Raw genomic sequence first — 17,998 nt, 5'->3', positions numbered from 1 at the left:
CCCCCCCCCCCACCTCGCGGACCGCGATCGTGCGGTCCTAGCGCTTCACCGCCGCCGACGGCTCCGGGTCCGCCGCCAGCGTCCGCGTGAACGCCACCGCCCGCTCGCGGCTCATCGACGCCACGATCGCCGCGATCTGCTTCGCCTCCATGCGCGCGAAGATCGTGCGCAGCGTCTCGTCATCGAGCTGGTCCAGGATCTGCGCCGCCTCTTCGGGGCGCATGTTCTCGTAGATGCGGGCGACGCCGCCGCGGAATTTGCAGGCCGCGGTGCCGCCGCTGCCGTCGCGCGACTCGAGCTCGCCGAGCGCCTCCTCCACGGCGCGCTCGATCGACTCGAGCGCCGCCGCGCGCTGCGTGAGCTCACGATCACGCTGATCGAGCTCGACCGAGCGCCGATGGACCTCGTCGAGCAGCTTGTGGAAACCCTGATCCTCGGGCGCGACCGCGGCGCTATCGGCGCGCGGCTCCGCCGCCCGCGCATCGACCGTCGCCGCGGCGCGCGACACCCACCAGCCTCCGAGAATCGCCACCCCGAGCCACAGCACGCCCAGGATCGTCGCCCGCCCCGTCGCCATCACGTCACCCTCCTTCGCGCCGCGCCGGCTGTACCCGCGCCTGCTGCTTGTCCTCGACGCGGGTGGCCGCGAGCACCGTCGCCGCACGTCGCAGCAGCGGGTGCGAGGACTCCGCCAGGACGCCGAGCCCGGTCATCACCGCATCCGGATTCTGGCAGACGAGCGCCGCGCGCACGAGACCGGCGCCCGCCGCGGCACGCGCCGTGCGTCCGCCGTCGGCGTCGAGCGCCTGCTGATACGCCACGACGGCGCTCGGGCACACGTGGCGCTCCGTCGCGACACGTCCCGCGCGGAGCGCGTCGTCCGCGATCTCCGCGCGCAGCTCGGGGGCGGCACGGTTTCCGATGGCGGCGCTCGCGGTTTCGATGTCGCCCCGTGCAAGCGCGAGACGCACCTTGAGGTTGCGAAGCGGCGGCACGAGCGCGGGGTCGACGGCGGCTTCGTCCAGGCCCGAAATGCCGGCCGTCGCGGCCGACACGTCGCCCGAGTCGAGCGCCATCTGAGCACGTGCGACGCGAAGCGACGGCGCTTCGTTCGAGGCGGGCGGGCCCAGGAGTTTCTTCGCCGAATAGACGAGACCCAGCTCACGGAGCGCGTCCACGACGGCCGCGCGCGTGGTCGCGTCGACGTCGCGGCGAACGGTGTCCGCGTTGGCGCCGTAGAGCGCGACGATGCCGGCCCAGTCGTCGTTGGCGTAGCGGCGCGCGATCCTCTCCTGCAGCTCGATCGGGCGCACGGCCGGGGGCATCGGCGGCAGCGGCTCGTCCTTGCGGGCGGCCGGGGCGGGCGCCTCCGGCTTCGCCGCGGGCGTGGGCTGCTCGGTCTTCGCCGTCGGCGTGGTAGCCGCGGGGGGCGGCGGCGCCGGGGCGGCGGTTGCGACGGGAGCGGGAGCAGCCGGTGCAGGGGCGCTCGGCTTGGCCGCGGGCGTCGCCTTCGCCGGCACCGGCGCCTTCGCCGCGGGCTTGGAGGCGCCGGTGAACGTCACCACGATCTCGCCACCGTTGCTTTGCACGTCGAAGGGGTGCGGCTCGCGCAGCTCGATCACGACGCGCGCGGTCTTGGGGTCGAACTGGCCCGTGCGGATCTTCCGCGCCGCGCCGGCGCCCTCCGATTCCCGCGCAACCGCGGGCCCGAGCTTCGTGCCCGGCAGGTCGAGATAGACGCGTGGCGGCGTGCCGCCGTGCGCCGGGATGCTTCGGGCGACCGGCTCGACGCCGACCGAGAGGCGCAGCTCGACGCCGGGCGTCGGCCCCTCGCGGACGACCACGTGCTCGAGCAGCGCGGGGGCCAGGGTCGCGGCCGGCGCGTCCGCACACACCCCGGTGGCGCCGAGCATCGCGCTCGTCGCGATCACCAGGATCTGCCGCACGAGGAGTCCCACGACCGGTGTCGTAGCAAGCCCGGCGCCAGGTGCGTCGTGCGTTGGACGTTGGCCGCCACGGATCGTGACGCCAAGGCCGGCGACCAGCGTGTCAACCGATTGACGCAGCCCGGAAAACCGGGCGTTCCCGTCGACCCGGGCGGTGGCACTCACCTTGCTGCGCCCCGTGGGCATGAAGACGCGCGCGATCCTGTTTGGTGCCGCCGCAGCCGCCCTCGCGATCGCGAGCGCGCAGGCGGCGGTGATCTGCAAGAAGAAGAGCGGCGCCATGATGGTCCGCGACACGGTGTGCAAGGCGAAGGAGCTGCCGGTCGAAGTCACCGACCTCGGCATCGTCGGCGAGAAGGGCGACAAGGGCGATCGGGGCGACGTCGGACCGGGCGGGCCGCTGCTCACGACGTTGCCGCCCGGCAAGACGCTGACCGGCGTCTTCGGCGGCGGCGCGGAGAGCCCCACCACCACGGCCGCCGAGTCGGCCATCTCGTTCGCCTTTCCGCTCGCGTCGTCGCCGACCAAGCACGTGATCGCGCCGGGTGACCCGCTGCCGGTCGGCTGCACCGGAACCGTGATGCTGCCCGCGGCGAACCCCGGGCACCTCTGCATCTTCGTCGGCTACGGCCTCAACACGGACACCTACGACGCCTACAGCCCGTACGACGGCGTCAGCAGCTCCGCCGGCGACTTCCGCCGCGGGGCGGTGGTCTACGCGAATCCCGCCGCGTCCGGCTTCTACGAGTTCTCCGGCACCTGGGCCGTCACCGCTCCCTGAGCCGGCGTACGCGGTCCGCGATCGCGGCGCAGCGGCATTCCCGCGTCGCCGGCGGCGGCGTCTCCCCTGCAGCGCCGGGCCCGATGCCTGGCGTGCGCCTTGCACCGCGTGATCGCACGATGGCGATCCGCCGCGCGACGATCACGCTGGTCCTTGGCGTCCTCCTCTGCACGTGCCTCGCCCGCGCCGGGTCGCCCGGCGACGGCGGGGCGGACGGCCTCATGGGTGGCGCACCCGCGGCGACGCCGCAGGTCGATCCGCGTCTCGGAGCGATCGGCGGCTCGCAGGAGCTCTACGATCTCGCGCAGCAGGTGATGAACGAGCTCGTCCAGCAGTACGGCGGCGATCCCGACAAGATGAGCCAGGCGCTCGCGCGCGCGAAGAACGATCCCGAGGGCTTCGCCAAGTCCCTGAGCCCCGCGACGCGCGCCCGCTTGAAGGCGCTCGCGAACAAAGTTCCGGATCCCGACTCCGGACGATAGGCCCTATCCGGCCTTCCGCGCCCGCACGCCGATCGAGAGCTGATACTCCGGGTCCGTGTGCTCGAGCTCCTCGCGCGTGAGCTCGTCCGACGCGAGCCCGTGCAGGTAGGCGATCGACGTCACGACGTTCCCGAACGCCTCGACCTCCAGCGTCCCGCCCGCGAACGCCTCGGCGACGAGGCCGCGCGCCGACACGCGCGTGAAACCCCACGCCCAGCGATCGCCCCAGTCCTCGTGCGGGCTCGTCTGGCTCATGCCCGGCACGGTGGCGAGCAGCACGCCGCCCGGCTTGAGAATCCGGTGCAGCGTCCGCAGCGCGCCGCGCACGTCGTAGATGAGCTGCAGCGTCTGGGTGACGATGGCGCAGTCGAACGTCGCCGACGGGATGTGGTCGGCCGTGACCAGGTCGCCGACGATGGTCGCGCGCGGATCGTCGGCCTCGAGGCACAGCACGTCGCGCGACGTCACGCGGTCGCCGCCGAAGCGGCACGTGTAGGTGTCGTCCTTGATCTCGAGCACCCGACCGCGCACGTCGGTCGCGTGCCGGGCGAGGAACGTCTCGATGTACCAGCGATCGATCGGCAGGCCGCGATCGAAGCCGTACTCGCGGCTGATCGGCGTGAGGCGCCGCAGGCTTCCGAAACGCACGAGCCCCACGGGGGGCACGTACTCGCGCCGCTCCCATTGCGCGCGCAACCATCGGCGTGTGCCCTCCGGAAGCGTCCGCTTCGCGAGCCAGCGCATGCCCCCGGTCGCCGTCATCGCACCCACTCGTCGAGCCAGCGCTCGAACTCCTCGCCCGGCAGGTTCGGCACCTCCACGCGCGGCAGATCGAAGACGTCGGCGCGGGCGGTGACGGGCTTGCATGCGCTGCCGCACGCGATGCGGAAGCCCGCCGCACGCACGAGCGCGATCGTGTCGGGCGTGTGGTCGCCGTGCGGGTACGAGAAGTGCTCGACGGGCGTGCCGACGATCGCCTCGAGTCGCTCCTTGCTCGCGCGTACCTCGCGCGCCTGCTCGTCGCTCGCGAGCCCGCCCAGGTACGAGTGGCTCACCGTGTGCGCGCCGACGCGAACGAGCCCGTCGCGAGCGACGGCGGCGAGCTCGGATGAGGAGAGCGGCCGGTGCGTCGCGCGCGGGCGCGCGTCGGCGCCGGCCCATGTGCGCAGCTCGCGCAGCGTGCGCTGGCGCTCCTGTCCGGGGAGCCGCCCGATCCGCCGGTGGAGCGCCAGATGGAGCGCGCGACGATCGCCGTCCGTCTCGCGCGACCACGAGAACGGCCCGCCGCCGATCTCGAGAAAGAGCGTGTCCGGAACGCTCGGCGACGCCAGCACGATGCGCTCGAGCTCGTCCCACCAGAACTCGGCTTCGCCGTCGAGCCCGCTGGTCGTCACGAACAGGGTCGCGGGCAGCTCGAGCTCGTGCAGGACCGGGAGGGCGGCCGCCTCGAAGTCCGCGTACCCGTCGTCGAACGTGACGACCACGCTGCGGCGGCGGCGGCCGGCGACGACGTCGCCCGCGAGCGTGTCGAGCGTCACGACGTCGCGTCCGAGCAGCACCAGCATCTGCTCGCGGAAGTTGGCGGGGCTCACGCAGAGTGACCAGGGGTCCGGAAATCCCTCGGCCACGCGGTGATAGAGGAGCACGACCGACGCGCGGCGCAGGCGGCTCCGCGCCCGGCGTGCCGTGCGGCGGATCGATCGCGCCATCGCCCGCAGACCATCCGGCGCCACCACGCCCGTCATCCGGCGATCCTGCGCACCACGCTGCGGCGCTGGAGATAGAAGATGTGCTCGCGGAGGTATTCGGTGCTCGTGTCGACCGACTCCTCGCGCCAGTCGAGTCCTTCGAAGGCCCTCACGATGTCCTCCTTGCGCAGCGCCAGATCGGGGATCCCCCGCCAGGTCCCGATCTCGCGCGTCTCGGGTGCGAAAGGCGTGAACACGACCAGGACCATGCGCCGCCCGAACGAGTGGACGGCGTTCTCGAGGATCGCGCGCCAATCCGGATTGTGCTCGAGCACGTGACGCATGAAGATGCAGTCGGCGTCCGAGCGATACGTCCGCAGGTCGACGACGCGGTCGATGCCGAGGCTCGGGCTGCCGTCGACGGCGCGATAGGCGCTGCGCGTGACGAAGCGCCGCGCATACCCCGTCCCCGCCCCCCAATCCTCGATCGTGCCGTGGCCGTCGAGGAAGGCCATGCCCTTCTGGTACGTGACCTCGTCGCCGTACGGGAACGGCGCCCGATTCGCGTACTGCCAGCGGCCGACCAGCGTCGCCTTCCATTCGGGCGTCGGCTTCACGGCGCGCACGCCGAGCACGACGGCGAACGTCGCGTCGCGGTGCTCGAGCTCGCGCGGCCGCAGCTCCTCCGCGGCGAGACCGTACAACGCGGCGGCGGCGGCGAGCACGTTGCCGCAAGGTTCGATGGCGAGCTTCGAGGCGGGGAAGGTCTCCTCGAACAGCGTCTGCGCCGACAGCGGCGTGAAGTGCCAGTACGTGTCGTGCGCCGAGCCGGGACCGACGTTGCCGACGCCCGGCAGCGTCGCGAGCAGCACCCCGCCGGGTTTCAGGACGCGGTACAGGGCCTTCACGAACGGCCGCACGTCGTAGACGCGATCGAGGGCCTGGCCGACGACGACGGCGTCGAAGCGCCCCTCGGGAAGCTGGCTCAGGCGAAAGCGCGTCGTGTCGTCGAGGGCGATCGCGGTGCGCCCCGTGATGCCGTGGGGGCGCAGCGCGACGCCGTCGCCGACTTCGAGGACGTCGCCGCGCACGTCGTCGGCGTGGCGCGCGAAGAACCGCACCGCGTAGTGCCGGTCGATGCTCGTGCCGCGATCGGCCCCGTGGCGGCGGCCGAGCGGCGCCGTGCGCCGGAGGCTCCCGAACCGCACGAATCCCACCGGCGGCGTCCAGCGTCCCCCCGACCACCGGCGCCGGACGGCACGAAAGAGCGGGCCCGGCAACACCGCCTCGAGCACGCGGACGCCGATGCGCAGGGCCCGGCGCATCGCGTAGCGGAGCCGGATGCGCGAGCCGTAGCGCAGCGGGTGATCGTACGGCAGGAGGTTCTTGCGGAGCGCAGCAAGGAGGGCGTCGTCCCCGATGCCCTCGTGGCCGAGGTAGCCGCGCAGCCACTGCAGGAAGACCCGCCGGGCGGGGTGCGGGAGCGCGGGATGATAGCGGCCGTCCCGCAACGCGCGCGCGCAGCACGAGTCCTCGTGCTGGCGGTAGCGATCCGAGCACGTGCCCGTGACGAAGATGCGCGCCTGCAGGAACATCTTCGCCAGGAACACCTGGTCTTCGTACGGACCGCGGAATTCCTTTTCGAAGGCGCCGATCTGCGCGAACGCCTCGCGCCGGACGAGGATCGAGCAGATGCCCGGCATGGTCCCGCCCTCCTGCTCGAGCGCGAGCGTCAGCAGGTGCGGCGGCTCGACGATCGTGTCGGGCGCCACGCCGAGCTCGCCGTAGTGGTCGCGGCGCGCATCGTCGGCGTTCCCCGTCCATCCGTACCAATACTCGGCCGGCCCGTAGGCCATCGCGACGTCGGGGTGCAGCTCGAGGATGCCCACCTGCATCGCGAGCTTGTGCGGCAGCCACACGTCGTCGGCGTCGAGAAACGCCACGTAGTCGCCGCGCGCGTGGCCGACCCCGAGATTGCGCGACGCGCTCATGCCGAGGTTCGCGTGACCGGGATGCTCGTAGTAGCGAACGCGATCGGGATGGCGCTCGGCCCATCGGCGCGCGATCGCCGTGCTGCGGTCGGTCGAGCCGTCGTCGACCAGCAGGAGCTCCCAGTTGCGCCACGTCTGTGCGAAGACGCTCGCGATCGCCTCGTCGATGAAGCGCTCCGCGTCGAGGAAGATGATGATCGAGGTGACGAGCGGCTCGCGTCTCATCGCGCGGCACCTCCGGCCGTCCGCGGCCCATCGAGTGCATGGAGCCGCGCGAAGAGCCCCCCGCGGCCGAGGAGCTGGGACGCCGGGCCCTCGTCCACGACGCGACCCGCGTCGAGCAGCACGACGTGCGCCGCGGTCTCTATCGTCGCCGGACGGTGCGTCACGACGATGACGGTGCGCCCGCGCCCGAGCTCGGCCACGGCGCGGCGGATCGCGTCGGCGGAGATCGCGTCGACGGCGCTCGTCGCTTCGTCGAGGATGAGGATGTCCGGATCGCGCAGGAAGGCACGCGCGAGCGCGACCCGCTGGCGCTCGCCGCCGGAGAGTCGCACGCCGTCGTCGCCGACCCGGGTCGCGTACCCTTCGGGCAGCGCCTGGATGAACGCGTCCGCGGCGGCGTGCCGGGCGGCGGCGCGGAGATCGTCCTGCCCCACGATGCGATCGCACCCGTACGCGATGTTGTCGGCGACGCTCGCATCGAGAAGCGGGATGTCCTGCCCGACGAGCGCGATGCGGGCCCGCCAGGTCCCGAGGTCGAGATCGGGCAACGGCACGCCGTCGACGGCGATCCGCCCCGCGGTCGGCTCGACGAGCCGCAGGAGCAGCCGGACGAGCGTCGACTTGCCCGCCCCCGACGGTCCGACGATGGCCGTCGTCGCGCGGGCGGGGATGTGCAGGCGCACGCCGTCGAGCGCGCGCGTCCCGTCGTCGTAGGCGAGGACCACGTCCTCGAGCGCGATGCCCGTCGCGAGGCGCTCGAAGCGTCGTGTTCCCGATCGGACGATCGCGCCCTCCCGCGAGGCGACGAGCTGCATCACGGCCGACGCCGGCGCGAGCGCCGCGGCGAGACTCACCCGGCCGCTGTCGAGCTGCTGCATCTGCGGATGGAGGCGATAGAGGATGGCGAGAAACGTCAGGACCGCCGGGAGCTGGCCGGGAGCGGCGAGCGCCGACCAGACGACGGCGAGCATGAGCGCCGCCACCAGGAACTCCGAGGCCGGCGGCACGATCGCCTGCAGGACCTGCAACCGCCGAAACGTCCGGCGCTCGGTGTCCGAGCACGCCTCGAAGCGCCCGGCCTCGAGGCGCTCCCGGCCGAAGACGTGGATCGTGCGCAGCGTGCGCAGGAGCTCCACCATCCGCTGTGCCATCGTCTCCCAGGCGCTCTTCTCGGCGTGTCCGAGCGCGTCCACGCGGCGCGCGAGCAGACGCACCGCGAGCGAGGTCGTTCCGAGCGCGAGACCCACGACGAGCGTCATGCGCCACGAGATCCAGACGAGCCCCAGCGCGAACACGGCGACTTTGCAGAAGCGGGTCGCGATGCCGGCGAGGGTCCCGACGGCGGCGGCCGTCTCCCAGGTCTGGCTCTCGAGGAGATTGAGCCACGTGCCGGTGTCGCGCCGGGCCACCCATTGCTCCTCGGCGCGGAGGAGATGGGTCACCACGTCGCAGCGCAGCTCGTGCGCGAGGCGGCTCGTCAGCCCGCCCAGGAGCGCGCCGTGCGCGAAGACCATCGCGTTTCGCAGCGCGAGGAGACTGAAGAGGCAGAGCAGCACGGCGCGCACGCGAGCGTCCGGCCCGAGGCTCGCGAACGGCGCGATGACGAGCGTGCCCAGCCGTCCGCCGACGATCGTGTCGGGCTGCGACGTCTCGAGCGCCTGCACGAGGGGCATGAAGAGCCCGAGCCCGAGGCCTTCGCTGCACGCCACGCCGATCCCGAGCGCGACGATGACGGCGACGCGCCCCGGGTGGCGACGCAACAGGGGCGTCAACGTCTTGACCGATGTCCACTCGCTGGTCACGCGGAGACCCGAGCGGCTATCGGCCGGAGAGCGCCATTTCTTTAACGCCCGGGCCGCGGCGAGGCGCCCCTGCCCCGATCATCTCCACGAGGGCATCCCGACAGCGCGCAGCGAGACGGTCGGGATCGTGCTCGGCCGTGACCCACGCACGCCCGGCACGGCCCAGGCGCGCGCGTAGCGCGGGATTGCGTGCGAGGGTCACCATACGCTCGGCGAGCGCGGGGACGTCGAGCGGCGGCACCAGGAGCCCGGTCTCGCCGTCGCGCACGAGCTCGCGCGGCCCCCAGCGATCGACGACGACCACCGGAACCGCCGACGCCATGGCCTCGAGGATGCTGCGCCCGAGTCCCTCGGGCCCGCGATTCGGCTGCACGAGCACATCGAGGCCGGCCATCACGCTCGCGACGTCCTCACGCGCACCGAGAAAGGACACCTGCGGCTCGATCCCGAGCGTGCGCGCCTGCTCCAGGAGCGCCGCCTCGAAGCCGAGCCCCGCTTCGGTGCGATACGGCGATCCACCGACGATCACGAACCGCGCTCGCGGGACCTCGCGGACCACGCGTGCGGCGGCGTCCAGGAACAGGTCCTGACCCTTGAGTGGCGTCAGCGCGCCGACCACGCCGAAGCGGATCTCGTCCGGCGCCTTCGCGAGATCGGCAGCCGCGCGCAGGCCGGGGCGGAAGCGTTCGAGGTCGACGATGTTGGGCACGACGTGGATGGGCGCGCGCGGCGGTACGAGCGGCCGGAACTCGCTGGCGACGTAGCGGGAGATCGCGATCGCGCCGTCGCAGCGCGCGGCCGCGAGACGCAGCAGGGCACGCGAGCGCGGCCGATCCTCCAGCCCCTCGCGCGCGTACCAGACGAGCGGGGTGCCGGACGATCGCCGCACGAGCGCTCCCAGCACGTGGGCCTTGATGCCGTTGGTGACGACGGCGTCGGGCTCGAGACGCCGGATCGTCCGGCCGAGCGCGGCGAGGACGCCGGGCGCGGACGCGGCCGCGCGCACGAGCGCGACCGGACCGATGCGGCGCCGCGCCCGCTCGCCCAACCCCGACAGGACGCGCGGCCACCGGACCAGCTCGACCGACGCGCCCGCTTCGCACGCGACGCTCGCGAGCGGCCCGTCCTCGGGCAGGACGAGCGTGAAGCGCAGCTCGGGCGTGAGGCGGCGGACGAGCTCCAGCAGGCTGCGCTCCGCGCCCCCGAGCTCGGCCAGCGTCGTGAGAACGACTATATGAAGGCGGGTCGCCTCCGGCGACCCGCTTTCTGCCCCCGTGCGCGCGACCGCTTCGCGGCCGCGCTCCGATGGGCGTCGGCGCCTCACGGCGCCTCCTCCGTGCGCGTCATGCCGTCGCTCGCGACGGTGCTGCGACCGCGCCGGCCGGCGCCGCGAGACCCGCGCGGCGGTACCATTCGACGAGGACGAAGCGCGACCAGACCTGCGCCCAGCCGAAGCGCGCGTCGCGCCGGCGGAACGCCGCCAGCAGGCGCACGCTCTCGGCGACGTCGATGCCGAGGGCGTCGTGCGCGTCGCGGTCGGCGAGCGTCGTCGCTACGTGCGGGGCGAGCGGACCGCGGAGCCACGCGTCCCACGGAAAGGCGAAGCCCATCTTCGCCCGACCCACGGGATGCGCGGGCTCGAGCCGTCGGAGCACGGCCCTGAGCATCCGCTTGCGCCTGCCGACACGACCCAGGTGCCACGCCGCCGGCAGCGTCCATGCCTGGCGCAGCACGTCGACATCGAGGAAGGGAACGCGCAGCTCGACCGAGCTCGCCGAGCTGAAGACGTCGGCGTCGTGCAGGAGCTGGTTGCGGAGGTAGAAGACGAGCTCCAGGTACGACACGCGGCGGTAATCCGAAGCCGACGGCGGCGGCGCGAGACCGACGCGCACCCCCGCGGGCAGCACGGCTTCCGGCGCCGGCTCGCAGCCGAGCGCACGCTGGAGGAGATAGGCCGGGACCAGGTCGCGCACGGCGCTCGCCGCGGCGATCTTGCGCCACTGCGCGACGTTGCCGGCGCCGGCGACCGCGAGCCCGCGCGCCAGCGGCGCCAGCCAGCGCGCGTGGGCGGCGAGGAACGGAGCCTTCCGGAACGTCGTGTAGCCGCCGAACACCTCGTCGCCCCCGAGGCCGGAGACCAGCACCTTGATCCCCCGCTCGGCGGCCGCGCGCGCGATCACGAAGGTGTTGACGCCGTCGGCCGTCGGCTGGTCCATCGCCGCGAGCGCCGCGGGCAGGACGCCGAGCACGTCGCCCGGCGAGAGCGAGACCACGTGGTGCCGGCCGCCGAGACGCAGGGCGGTGGCGCGCGCGGTCGCGACCTCCGAGAAGCGCGGGTCGTCGAAGCCGACCGTGAGGAAGTGCGGCTCCACGTAGCGGGCCGCGACGCTCGCCACGAGCGTCGAGTCGATCCCGCCCGAGAGCAGCACGCCCACCGGCACGTCGCTCACGAGGTGCGATTCGACGGTCCGCGTGAGCACGCGCTCGACGTCGACGACCGCGTCCTCCCACCCGACGTCGCCGCGCTCGGGCTCGCCGAGGAGGCTCTCGATCACGTGGACGGGACGCGGGTCGCTCTGCGCCCCGTGTGCGTCGACCTCGAGCACGTGCCCGGGCGGCAGCATGCGGACCTCGCGCGCGATCGTGTGCGGCTCGGGCACGGCGCCGAAGGCGAGGTACGCACCCAGCGCCTCGCGGTCGAGCGAGAGCGGACCCAAGCCCGCCGCGCGGACGGCACGCAGCTCCGACGCGAACACGAACGCACCGCCGACGCGGGCATAGAGGAGCGGCTTGATGCCGAAGGGATCGCGACCCAGGACGAGCCGGCGCGTACGGCCGTCGTAGAACGCGAACGCGTACATGCCCCGGAGCCGGGGGAGCGTCGCCGCCGCACCGAAGCGCACGAGGACCGCCAGCAGCACCTCGGAGTCCCCGCGCGAGCGGAACGGGTAGCCCGCGTCGGACAGCTCGGCACGCAGCTCGCGGAAGTTGTAGATCTCGCCGTTGAAGACGAGCCACGAGCCCGTCGCCGGATCGCGCATGGGCTGGCTCGCGTCGGGCGTGAGATCGATGATCGCCAGGCGATCGAATCCGAGCACGAGCGACCGCGGCCCGGTCGGCACGGCCACCGTGCACGCTTCGTCGGGGCCGCGATGCTGCTGCGCGGCGACCATGCGCCCGACCGCCGTCTCGAGGAGGCGGCTCTCCCCGTCGCCCCAGATGCCCGCGATGCCGCACATGGCGCTACGCCGCCTGCCGCATTGGGAGCTTCGCCCGGCACGCCGTCCACACCTGGTCGACCGTGATCGCGGTGAGGCAGCGCAGGCCTTCGCTCGTGCACTCGGCGAGGTAGCAATTCGCGCACGGCACCGCATCGTGGCGCAGCACGACGTGCGCCGCCCCGTAGGGATGCCAGCTCCGCGCCAGCTCGCGCGCCCCGAAGACCGCGACGCACGGCGTGGCGACCGCCGCCGCGAGGTGCATCGCGCCCGTGTCGTTGCCGACGTAGAGGCACGCCCGGCGCAGCGCTTCGGCCGACTCCATGATCGACAGCTCGCCTGCGAGCGACGTCCAGCGGCCCGCGGGCCAGCTCCGCGCGACCGTCGCCGCGACGCGCGCCTCGTCCGCGCCTCCCACGATCGCGACGTCGGCACCGTGCGCGACGATGCGTGCGCCGAGCTCGCCCCAGCGCTCGACCGGCCACCGCTTGGCACCCTGCTTCGAGCCCGGGCACATGGCGACGAGCGGCCGTGTCTGGCCGATGCCGCGCGCGGCGAGGAGCGCCGCCACGCGCTCGGCATGCGCCGTGCCGAGGGGCAGGTCGAAGCGCGGGGCGCCGGCGGCGGCACCCGCACGGCGCGCGACGTCGAGCAGCCGGTCGACCTCGTACGGGTACTCGCGCCGCTCGCGGCGCAGGCGCCCGAAGAAGGTGGCCTTGCTCGCGCGACCGCCGACGAACCGCCGTGCGCCCGCGAGCGCGAAGAAGAGCCGATCGCGCAGGAGCCGTAGACCCGAGTCACGGTCGCTCCCGAGGTGCACGACGAGATCGGGTCCGAACGCGCGCACCCGCCGGAGGATCTCGCCCCGGCCCCGCACCGTCGCGAGCTCGCGGGCCCGATACGTGACGACGTGCGCAAACCATCCGAAGTCGCGCAGCACCTCGTCCGTCCACACGACGCCGTCGCCCTCGTTCGCCGTCATGAGCGCGAGCTCGGCCGCCGGGAAGGCGTCGCGCAGGGCGTGGATGGCCGGCAGCGCGACGATCGTGTCGCCGAGCGCGCCGCAGCGGTAGACGAGGATGCGGCGGGGTCGCCTCATGCGGCGGCGCTACGACGCACCGGGACGGTGCGCTCGAGCGTGTCGAGGATCTCCGTGAGGCGCGCCTCGTACGAGTAGCCCGAGCGCAGGCAGCGCGCCCGCCCCCCGGCGGCGATGCGCTGTCGTGCCGCGTCGTCCGCGAGGTAGTGATGCACCTTGTCGACGAGATCGTCCGCGCCGTCGAAGAACGCGGCCTCCTCCCGGTCGACGAAGTGGGCCTCGTGCTCGCTCGTGTGCTCGGCCAGCATGAACGCCCCGCAGGCGGGAATCTCGATCGACCGCTGCGTGATCGCGTCGCCGGCGACCGTCGAGAGGAGGCCGAGGTTGATCTTGGCGCCCGAGATCGCCTTCGCGTAGTCGTCGCCGTAGATCGCGCCGGGCACGCAGGCGTCGCGCAGCGGACCCGAGCGCACGCGCTCCCAGCCCGGGCCGCACACGCGCAGCCGGATCGGCAATGCCGCGAGCGGCTCGAGGAGCCGTTGCCGCGACCGCTCCCACCGGCCGATGAACGATACGTCGCTGCCGAGCACGTCGTGTTCGGCCGCAGTGAGCGCCACAGGCCGATGGATCTCGGAGTCGTAGGCGTTGCCGGAGAGGACGATCTTGCGCGCGCCGGTCGCGCCGAGCAGCGTCGCGTTGTGGCGCTTGGTCGTCGCGACGAGGTCGTAGTGCGGCATCGAGCGCCACAAGTGCCGTGACGAGTTCTCGCGCAGGAGGTAGTTGTCCGGCGAGTAGTGGACGAGCCAGCGCACGCCCGCGCGTCGCGCGGCCGCGAGTGTCGCGGGCGTGACGAAGATGCCCTTGTCGACCCACATGACGTCGGGGGCGGTTGCGAGCGCTTCCTCGAGCGCATGGTTGTAGTCGCGCACCATGGGGCCCATGCGCAGGTGCCACTGCACCCGGCGGGCGAGCCCCTCGTAGCCGCGGACGAACGGCAGGTAGTCGACGGGGATCGTCTGGTGGCCGAGGCGTTCGAGGACGTGCCGACGCAGCTCGCACGTGTCACCCGAGGTCAGGGGTCCGGTGTAGAGGATCTTCATGCGCCCTCCCGCAAGCGACGTCGCTCGCTGATGGTTTGGACGGCGGCCGCGAGCCGCGCGCGGGCGCGCGCCACCGTGTAGTAGTCGACTGCGGTCCACGCCTCGGCGCGCACGGTGGCGGCGAAGCGCTCGTCCTCGAGCAGGCGGCGGCACGCCCTCACGGCGCCGTCGACGTCGTGCCAGCGTACCGTCGTGTGGGGAAAGAGCGTGCGGTGGGTCTCGAGCTCCTCGCTCGTCACCATCGGGATGCGCAGGCACGCCGCCATCATGGCCGTGCGGCCCTGGATCACCGCGTGCGGCAGCGCGAGCGCGAGGCGGCAGGACTTCACCAGGTCGAGGAAGCGCCCGAGGGGGCGCACGTAGGCGCGCACCTGCACGCGCCCCGCGAGCCCGAGCTCGCGCAGCATGGCGCGGGTCTGCCGCTCCTCGTCGTCGTCGTAGCAGAAGGCGAGACCTTCGAGGCGCGGCCGCTCCGCCACCAGGCGGCGGAAGGCGAGGAAGGTCGTGATGGGGAGTTGGCTCGCGGGCCCGCAGAACCGCGTCGGCGCGGAGAGCAGGACCACGTCGTCGCGTCCGGCGGGATCGGTCGCCATGGCACCGAAGCGCTCGGTGTCGACCGGGACGGGCATGTGGAAGACGTGCGCCGCCGGCGCGAGCGCCGCGTAGACGCTCGCGGTGTCGCGCAGCATGACGCCGATGGCGTCGGTCGCGGCGAGCGCCGCCAGGTGCGTCGGCACGTGTCGCGGCTCGACCTCGCGCCAGAAGCGGTCGAGCGGGCCAGGAAAGAGGATCGCCGGCACGTCGGAGCGCCGGCGGATCTCGAGCAGCCGCGCCGGCGGCACCTCCGTCCAACCCCACTCCCACAGGAGGAGATCCGCGCGCGCGAGCGCCGCCCAGTCGATCTCCGACTCGGTGCCGAAAACGATCGGATCCTCGTCGAGGAGGCCGGCGAACGCGTCGAACTCCGGCAGGACCGCTCCGGCCCCGCTGCGCCCGCGCGCCAGCTCGTAGCCGGCGGTGAGCACCTGCTTGCCGAAGGTGCGCAGGCGCGGCCGCGGGCGATTCAGGAGGATCGCGACCTTCATGCTACCGGCTCCGGGATGCCGGCCGGCAGCGGCCCCGGACGAGCGCGACGCCACACCTGCGAGAGGACGCCGCCCGCGACGGCGATCACGACGAGCGTCTGGAGGAGGGTCGCCACGCAGTGCTCGAAGTCGCGCTCGACGCTCGGGACCACCTGGGTCGCGAACAGGGCCAGCATCGCGGCACGACCCGAGGCCGGCAGCGCGTCGCTCCACCGATCGACCAGGCCGAGCAGCAGCCCCCACACGAGCGCACCGAGGGCGACGGTGTACGCGCCGCCCGCGTGGTAGAGGTCGCCCGGCATCGACGGCGCGATCGCCGCGTCGCTCTCGATGCCGCTGTCGAACGACCAGATCGTGCGCGCGAACTCGGGGCCACGATCGGAGAGCGCCTTCGTCGGCAGCACCGCGCGCGGCACGAGCCCGCGCACGAAGGCGTCGCTCACGACGGGGTCGTCGCGGAACGGGAACGCCGACGGGACGAGGTCGATCGTCAGCAGCAGCGAATCGAGCCCGTGGAACCGGCGGATGGCGACCAGCCATCCCGGATCGGGCTCGACGATCATGTCGTCGTCCGAGCCGGTGACGCCTTCGGCGACGTGGCCGATCGGAGCGCCGCCCCAGAGCACGTCGCGATACGCCTGCGTCACGTTGCCGCCCAGCACGAAGAGCGGCAGCGCGGCCGCGGCCACCATCACCTGGCGGCGCGGCAGCCGCCCGCGCGCGCACCACCACGCGAGCATGGGAATCAAGACGACGGGCACCAGGTGCTCGCGATACGGGCTCACGAGGAAGCGGACGAGCGCGGGCGCGAGGACGAACCAGCGCACGCGTGGATCGGTCGTGCGATCGGTCTCCCCGGTGACGTGGTCGGCCCACGTGGCCGCGGCGGGAATCACCCACAGGCTGCCGGCGATGCCGAGCGGCGTCACCAGCGTGAGCGGTACGCCGAAGGGGCCGACCGACAGGATGAAGCACGCCGTCGTAGCGACGAGGAGCGCGGCGCGGCGCCGTGTGCTCCCCTCGCCGCCGAGCACGCCGACCCCGCGGAGGAGAGCGGGCGAACGCAGGCGTCCCCAGAGCGCGAAGCCGAGAACGACGCACGCCCAGTAGACGAGGCTCAGCAGGAGCGCGCGGTCGACGGTCGTGGCCGCCAGATCGGCGAGTCGGAAGGTGTCGTTCCCGAACTCGACCGAGTCGACGACGAGCAGCAGAAAGCGGACGACGAAGTCGATCGCGAAGCCGAGCCACACGTAGCCCAGGAGCGAGGTCCGCATGGCTCGCCAGCCGCCGCGGCGCACGAGGGCGAGGCTCGGTCCCACGAGCCACGCGACGACGACGAGCGCGAAGAGGCTCCACGTCGTGCCGGTGCACGCGAGCCCGCCGTGATCGTTCAGCCGCATCGTCATCCGCCCAATCGGGCCACGAGCGATTCGTCGAGACAGCGCACGCCGTAGTCCCAGGACAGACGGGCGGCGGCGAACGCTCGGGCTCCCTCTCCCAGCATCCGGCGCGCGGCGTCATCTTCAAGCAGTCGGCTCGCCGCGAGCGCCAGATCGGCGTCGCGGCCGGCTGTCAGAAACGCCGACTCGGGGTCGGCGTCGATGCCTCGGTACGCCTCCGGGAAGCCCACCGTCGCCTTCCCGTACGCGAGGGCCTCGATCGTCTTGAAGAGCATCCCGGCGCCCTCGCGGACCGGCAGCAGCACGAGCGCGGCCCGGCGATAGACGGGCGTCAGATCCGCGACGAACCCGGTGGCCTCGACGCCGTCGGTCGCCGCCGCCAGGCGGCGCAGCGCGGGCGACATGCCGCCCCCGACCAGGAGCAGGCGCGCGCGCGGCCGCCGGTTTCGAATGGCCGGAAACACGCGGCGAAGGAGGCGCCCCGCCGCGTTGGCGTTGGGCGCGTACCCGAAGTTCGCGACGAACAGGAGCGTGTCGGGCTCGGGCGCGGTCGCCGCCAGGTTCGGGCAGGCGTCGACGTCGACCAGATTCGGCACCGTGACCAGCCGCGCGGACCCGCCGAGCGCGGCGATCTCGGCGCGCTCGCTCGCCGTCGGCACCCACACCTCGTCGGCGCGCCCGAGGTACTCGCGCTCGAGCCGCCGGACCGCGACCTGGTTGCAGAGCGGGCCCAGCTTCGCCGCCGGGCTCGCGACGGACCGCACCATCTCGCGCGCGAGGCGGATGTTGGAATCGGGACAGTTGGCGACGACCTGCAACCCCTCCGCCCGAAGGCGCGGCGCGTGGTGGCACCAGAAGGCCCGTACGACGACGGCCTGGGCGCCGACGCGCGCCGCCTCGGCGAGGATCGTCTCGTGCGCGCTCATGGCGTCGTACTGGTATGCGAACGGATGCGTCGTGCCCGCGCCGGTCGCGTACGAGAGCTTGCGCGCGATCGTCGCCCACAGGCTCCCGTCCGGCTCCTCGACGCGGGCGCCGCCGAAGGCGACGCTCGACGCGAGCGCGTGCACGGGTGCGTCGGCGGCCAGCGGATACGCCTCGCCCGCCCCGAAGTAGAGCAGCGCGGGGCGGACGCCGCGCCGCGCGAGCAGGTTGAGGATCTGCCAGTCCCGAAGATGCCCGCCCGTCGCGAGCGGATACGGCACGTTCGGAACGACGAAGAGGAGACGTGCTCCCATCCG

General features: G+C 73.2%; 15 protein-coding genes. 2 read left to right on the top strand and 13 right to left on the bottom strand.

Features of this window, described 5'->3' with window-relative positions; all coding sequences use genetic code 11:
- Window positions 1-37: 37 nt before the first annotated feature.
- Together VMS22_18890 and VMS22_18885 are read right to left on the bottom strand one after the other, a co-directional pair.
- Entirely contained in the window at window positions 38-577 is a 540-nt protein-coding gene (locus tag VMS22_18890) for a hypothetical protein (protein HXJ36104.1), read from the bottom strand.
- A gap of 4 nt (window positions 578-581) precedes the next feature.
- Window positions 582-1,958 (bottom strand): AMIN domain-containing protein, encoded by a 1,377-nt coding sequence (locus tag VMS22_18885; GenBank protein HXJ36103.1) that lies wholly within the window; start codon window positions 1,956-1,958, stop codon window positions 582-584.
- Between the two features lie 172 nt (window positions 1,959-2,130).
- Here VMS22_18885 and VMS22_18880 point away from each other — a divergent pair, with 172 nt between their 5' ends.
- Together VMS22_18880 and VMS22_18875 are read left to right on the top strand one after the other, a co-directional pair.
- Complete coding sequence (locus tag VMS22_18880) at window positions 2,131-2,727, top strand: hypothetical protein (GenBank protein ID HXJ36102.1); 597 nt, start codon at window positions 2,131-2,133, stop codon at window positions 2,725-2,727.
- A gap of 119 nt (window positions 2,728-2,846) precedes the next feature.
- Window positions 2,847-3,209 carry a hypothetical protein gene (locus tag VMS22_18875; protein HXJ36101.1) on the top strand — a complete coding sequence of 121 codons (363 nt, stop codon included), beginning with the start codon at window positions 2,847-2,849 and terminating at the stop codon, window positions 3,207-3,209.
- A 3-nt stretch (window positions 3,210-3,212) separates the two neighbouring features.
- Here VMS22_18875 and VMS22_18870 read toward each other — a convergent pair whose 3' ends face one another.
- Genes VMS22_18870 through VMS22_18820 form a run of 11 tightly spaced genes read right to left on the bottom strand, consistent with a single transcriptional unit; the run spans window position 3,213 to window position 17,995 of the window.
- Entirely contained in the window at window positions 3,213-3,971 is a 759-nt protein-coding gene (locus VMS22_18870) for a methyltransferase domain-containing protein (protein ID HXJ36100.1), read from the bottom strand.
- Window positions 3,968-4,954, bottom strand: a complete 987-nt coding sequence (locus VMS22_18865; GenBank protein ID HXJ36099.1) for a polysaccharide deacetylase family protein — start codon at window positions 4,952-4,954, stop codon at window positions 3,968-3,970. Before VMS22_18865 ends, VMS22_18870 begins: the two co-directional genes overlap by 4 nt.
- On the bottom strand, window positions 4,951-7,113 hold the full coding sequence (locus VMS22_18860) for a glycosyltransferase (GenBank protein HXJ36098.1): 2,163 nt from the start codon (window positions 7,111-7,113) through the stop codon (window positions 4,951-4,953). The genes VMS22_18865 and VMS22_18860 overlap by 4 nt, the downstream gene beginning before the upstream one ends.
- The gene (locus VMS22_18855) at window positions 7,110-8,915 is read right to left on the bottom strand and encodes an ABC transporter ATP-binding protein (protein HXJ36097.1); all 1,806 of its coding nucleotides are present in this window, start codon (window positions 8,913-8,915) and stop codon (window positions 7,110-7,112) included. The genes VMS22_18860 and VMS22_18855 overlap by 4 nt, the downstream gene beginning before the upstream one ends.
- A gap of 16 nt (window positions 8,916-8,931) precedes the next feature.
- Entirely contained in the window at window positions 8,932-10,239 is a 1,308-nt protein-coding gene (locus VMS22_18850; protein HXJ36096.1) for a glycosyltransferase family 4 protein, read from the bottom strand.
- Window positions 10,240-10,258: 19 nt separating this feature from the next.
- Window positions 10,259-12,154, bottom strand: a complete 1,896-nt coding sequence (gene asnB / locus VMS22_18845; protein HXJ36095.1) for an asparagine synthase (glutamine-hydrolyzing) — start codon at window positions 12,152-12,154, stop codon at window positions 10,259-10,261.
- Between the two features lie 4 nt (window positions 12,155-12,158).
- Window positions 12,159-13,232: a glycosyltransferase family 9 protein gene (locus VMS22_18840; GenBank protein ID HXJ36094.1), complete on the bottom strand. Its 1,074-nt coding sequence runs from the start codon at window positions 13,230-13,232 to the stop codon at window positions 12,159-12,161.
- A complete protein-coding gene (locus VMS22_18835; protein HXJ36093.1) occupies window positions 13,229-14,272 on the bottom strand; it encodes a glycosyltransferase in 1,044 nt (347 codons plus the stop codon). Before VMS22_18835 ends, VMS22_18840 begins: the two co-directional genes overlap by 4 nt.
- On the bottom strand, window positions 14,269-15,357 hold the full coding sequence (locus tag VMS22_18830) for a hypothetical protein (GenBank protein ID HXJ36092.1): 1,089 nt from the start codon (window positions 15,355-15,357) through the stop codon (window positions 14,269-14,271). Before VMS22_18830 ends, VMS22_18835 begins: the two co-directional genes overlap by 4 nt.
- Window positions 15,354-16,763, bottom strand: coding sequence for a hypothetical protein (locus VMS22_18825; protein ID HXJ36091.1), 1,410 nt, complete (start codon window positions 16,761-16,763; stop codon window positions 15,354-15,356). Before VMS22_18825 ends, VMS22_18830 begins: the two co-directional genes overlap by 4 nt.
- Window positions 16,760-17,995, bottom strand: coding sequence for a glycosyltransferase family 4 protein (locus tag VMS22_18820; protein ID HXJ36090.1), 1,236 nt, complete (start codon window positions 17,993-17,995; stop codon window positions 16,760-16,762). The genes VMS22_18825 and VMS22_18820 overlap by 4 nt, the downstream gene beginning before the upstream one ends.
- Between the last annotated feature and the right edge of the window lie 3 nt (window positions 17,996-17,998).

Source organism: Candidatus Eisenbacteria bacterium, from assembly GCA_035577985.1.
Lineage (GTDB): Bacteria > Desulfobacterota > Binatia > DP-6 > DP-6 > DATJZY01.
This window is presented reverse-complemented; position numbering and strand designations above follow the sequence as displayed.

Coding starts and splice junctions, on each gene's coding strand:
- asnB (HXJ36095.1), bottom strand. CDS start 12,154: ATGTGCGGCATCGCGGGCATCTGGGGCGACGGGGAGAGCCGCCTCCTC.
- VMS22_18835 (HXJ36093.1), bottom strand. CDS start 14,272: ATGAAGATCCTCTACACCGGACCCCTGACCTCGGGTGACACGTGCGAG.
- VMS22_18875 (HXJ36101.1), top strand. CDS start 2,847: ATGGCGATCCGCCGCGCGACGATCACGCTGGTCCTTGGCGTCCTCCTC.
- VMS22_18890 (HXJ36104.1), bottom strand. CDS start 577: ATGGCGACGGGGCGGGCGACGATCCTGGGCGTGCTGTGGCTCGGGGTG.
- VMS22_18840 (HXJ36094.1), bottom strand. CDS start 13,232: ATGAGGCGACCCCGCCGCATCCTCGTCTACCGCTGCGGCGCGCTCGGC.
- VMS22_18860 (HXJ36098.1), bottom strand. CDS start 7,113: ATGAGACGCGAGCCGCTCGTCACCTCGATCATCATCTTCCTCGACGCG.
- VMS22_18880 (HXJ36102.1), top strand. CDS start 2,131: ATGAAGACGCGCGCGATCCTGTTTGGTGCCGCCGCAGCCGCCCTCGCG.
- VMS22_18825 (HXJ36091.1), bottom strand. CDS start 16,763: ATGACGATGCGGCTGAACGATCACGGCGGGCTCGCGTGCACCGGCACG.
- VMS22_18830 (HXJ36092.1), bottom strand. CDS start 15,357: ATGAAGGTCGCGATCCTCCTGAATCGCCCGCGGCCGCGCCTGCGCACC.
- VMS22_18865 (HXJ36099.1), bottom strand. CDS start 4,954: ATGACGGGCGTGGTGGCGCCGGATGGTCTGCGGGCGATGGCGCGATCG.
- VMS22_18820 (HXJ36090.1), bottom strand. CDS start 17,995: ATGGGAGCACGTCTCCTCTTCGTCGTTCCGAACGTGCCGTATCCGCTC.
- VMS22_18870 (HXJ36100.1), bottom strand. CDS start 3,971: ATGACGGCGACCGGGGGCATGCGCTGGCTCGCGAAGCGGACGCTTCCG.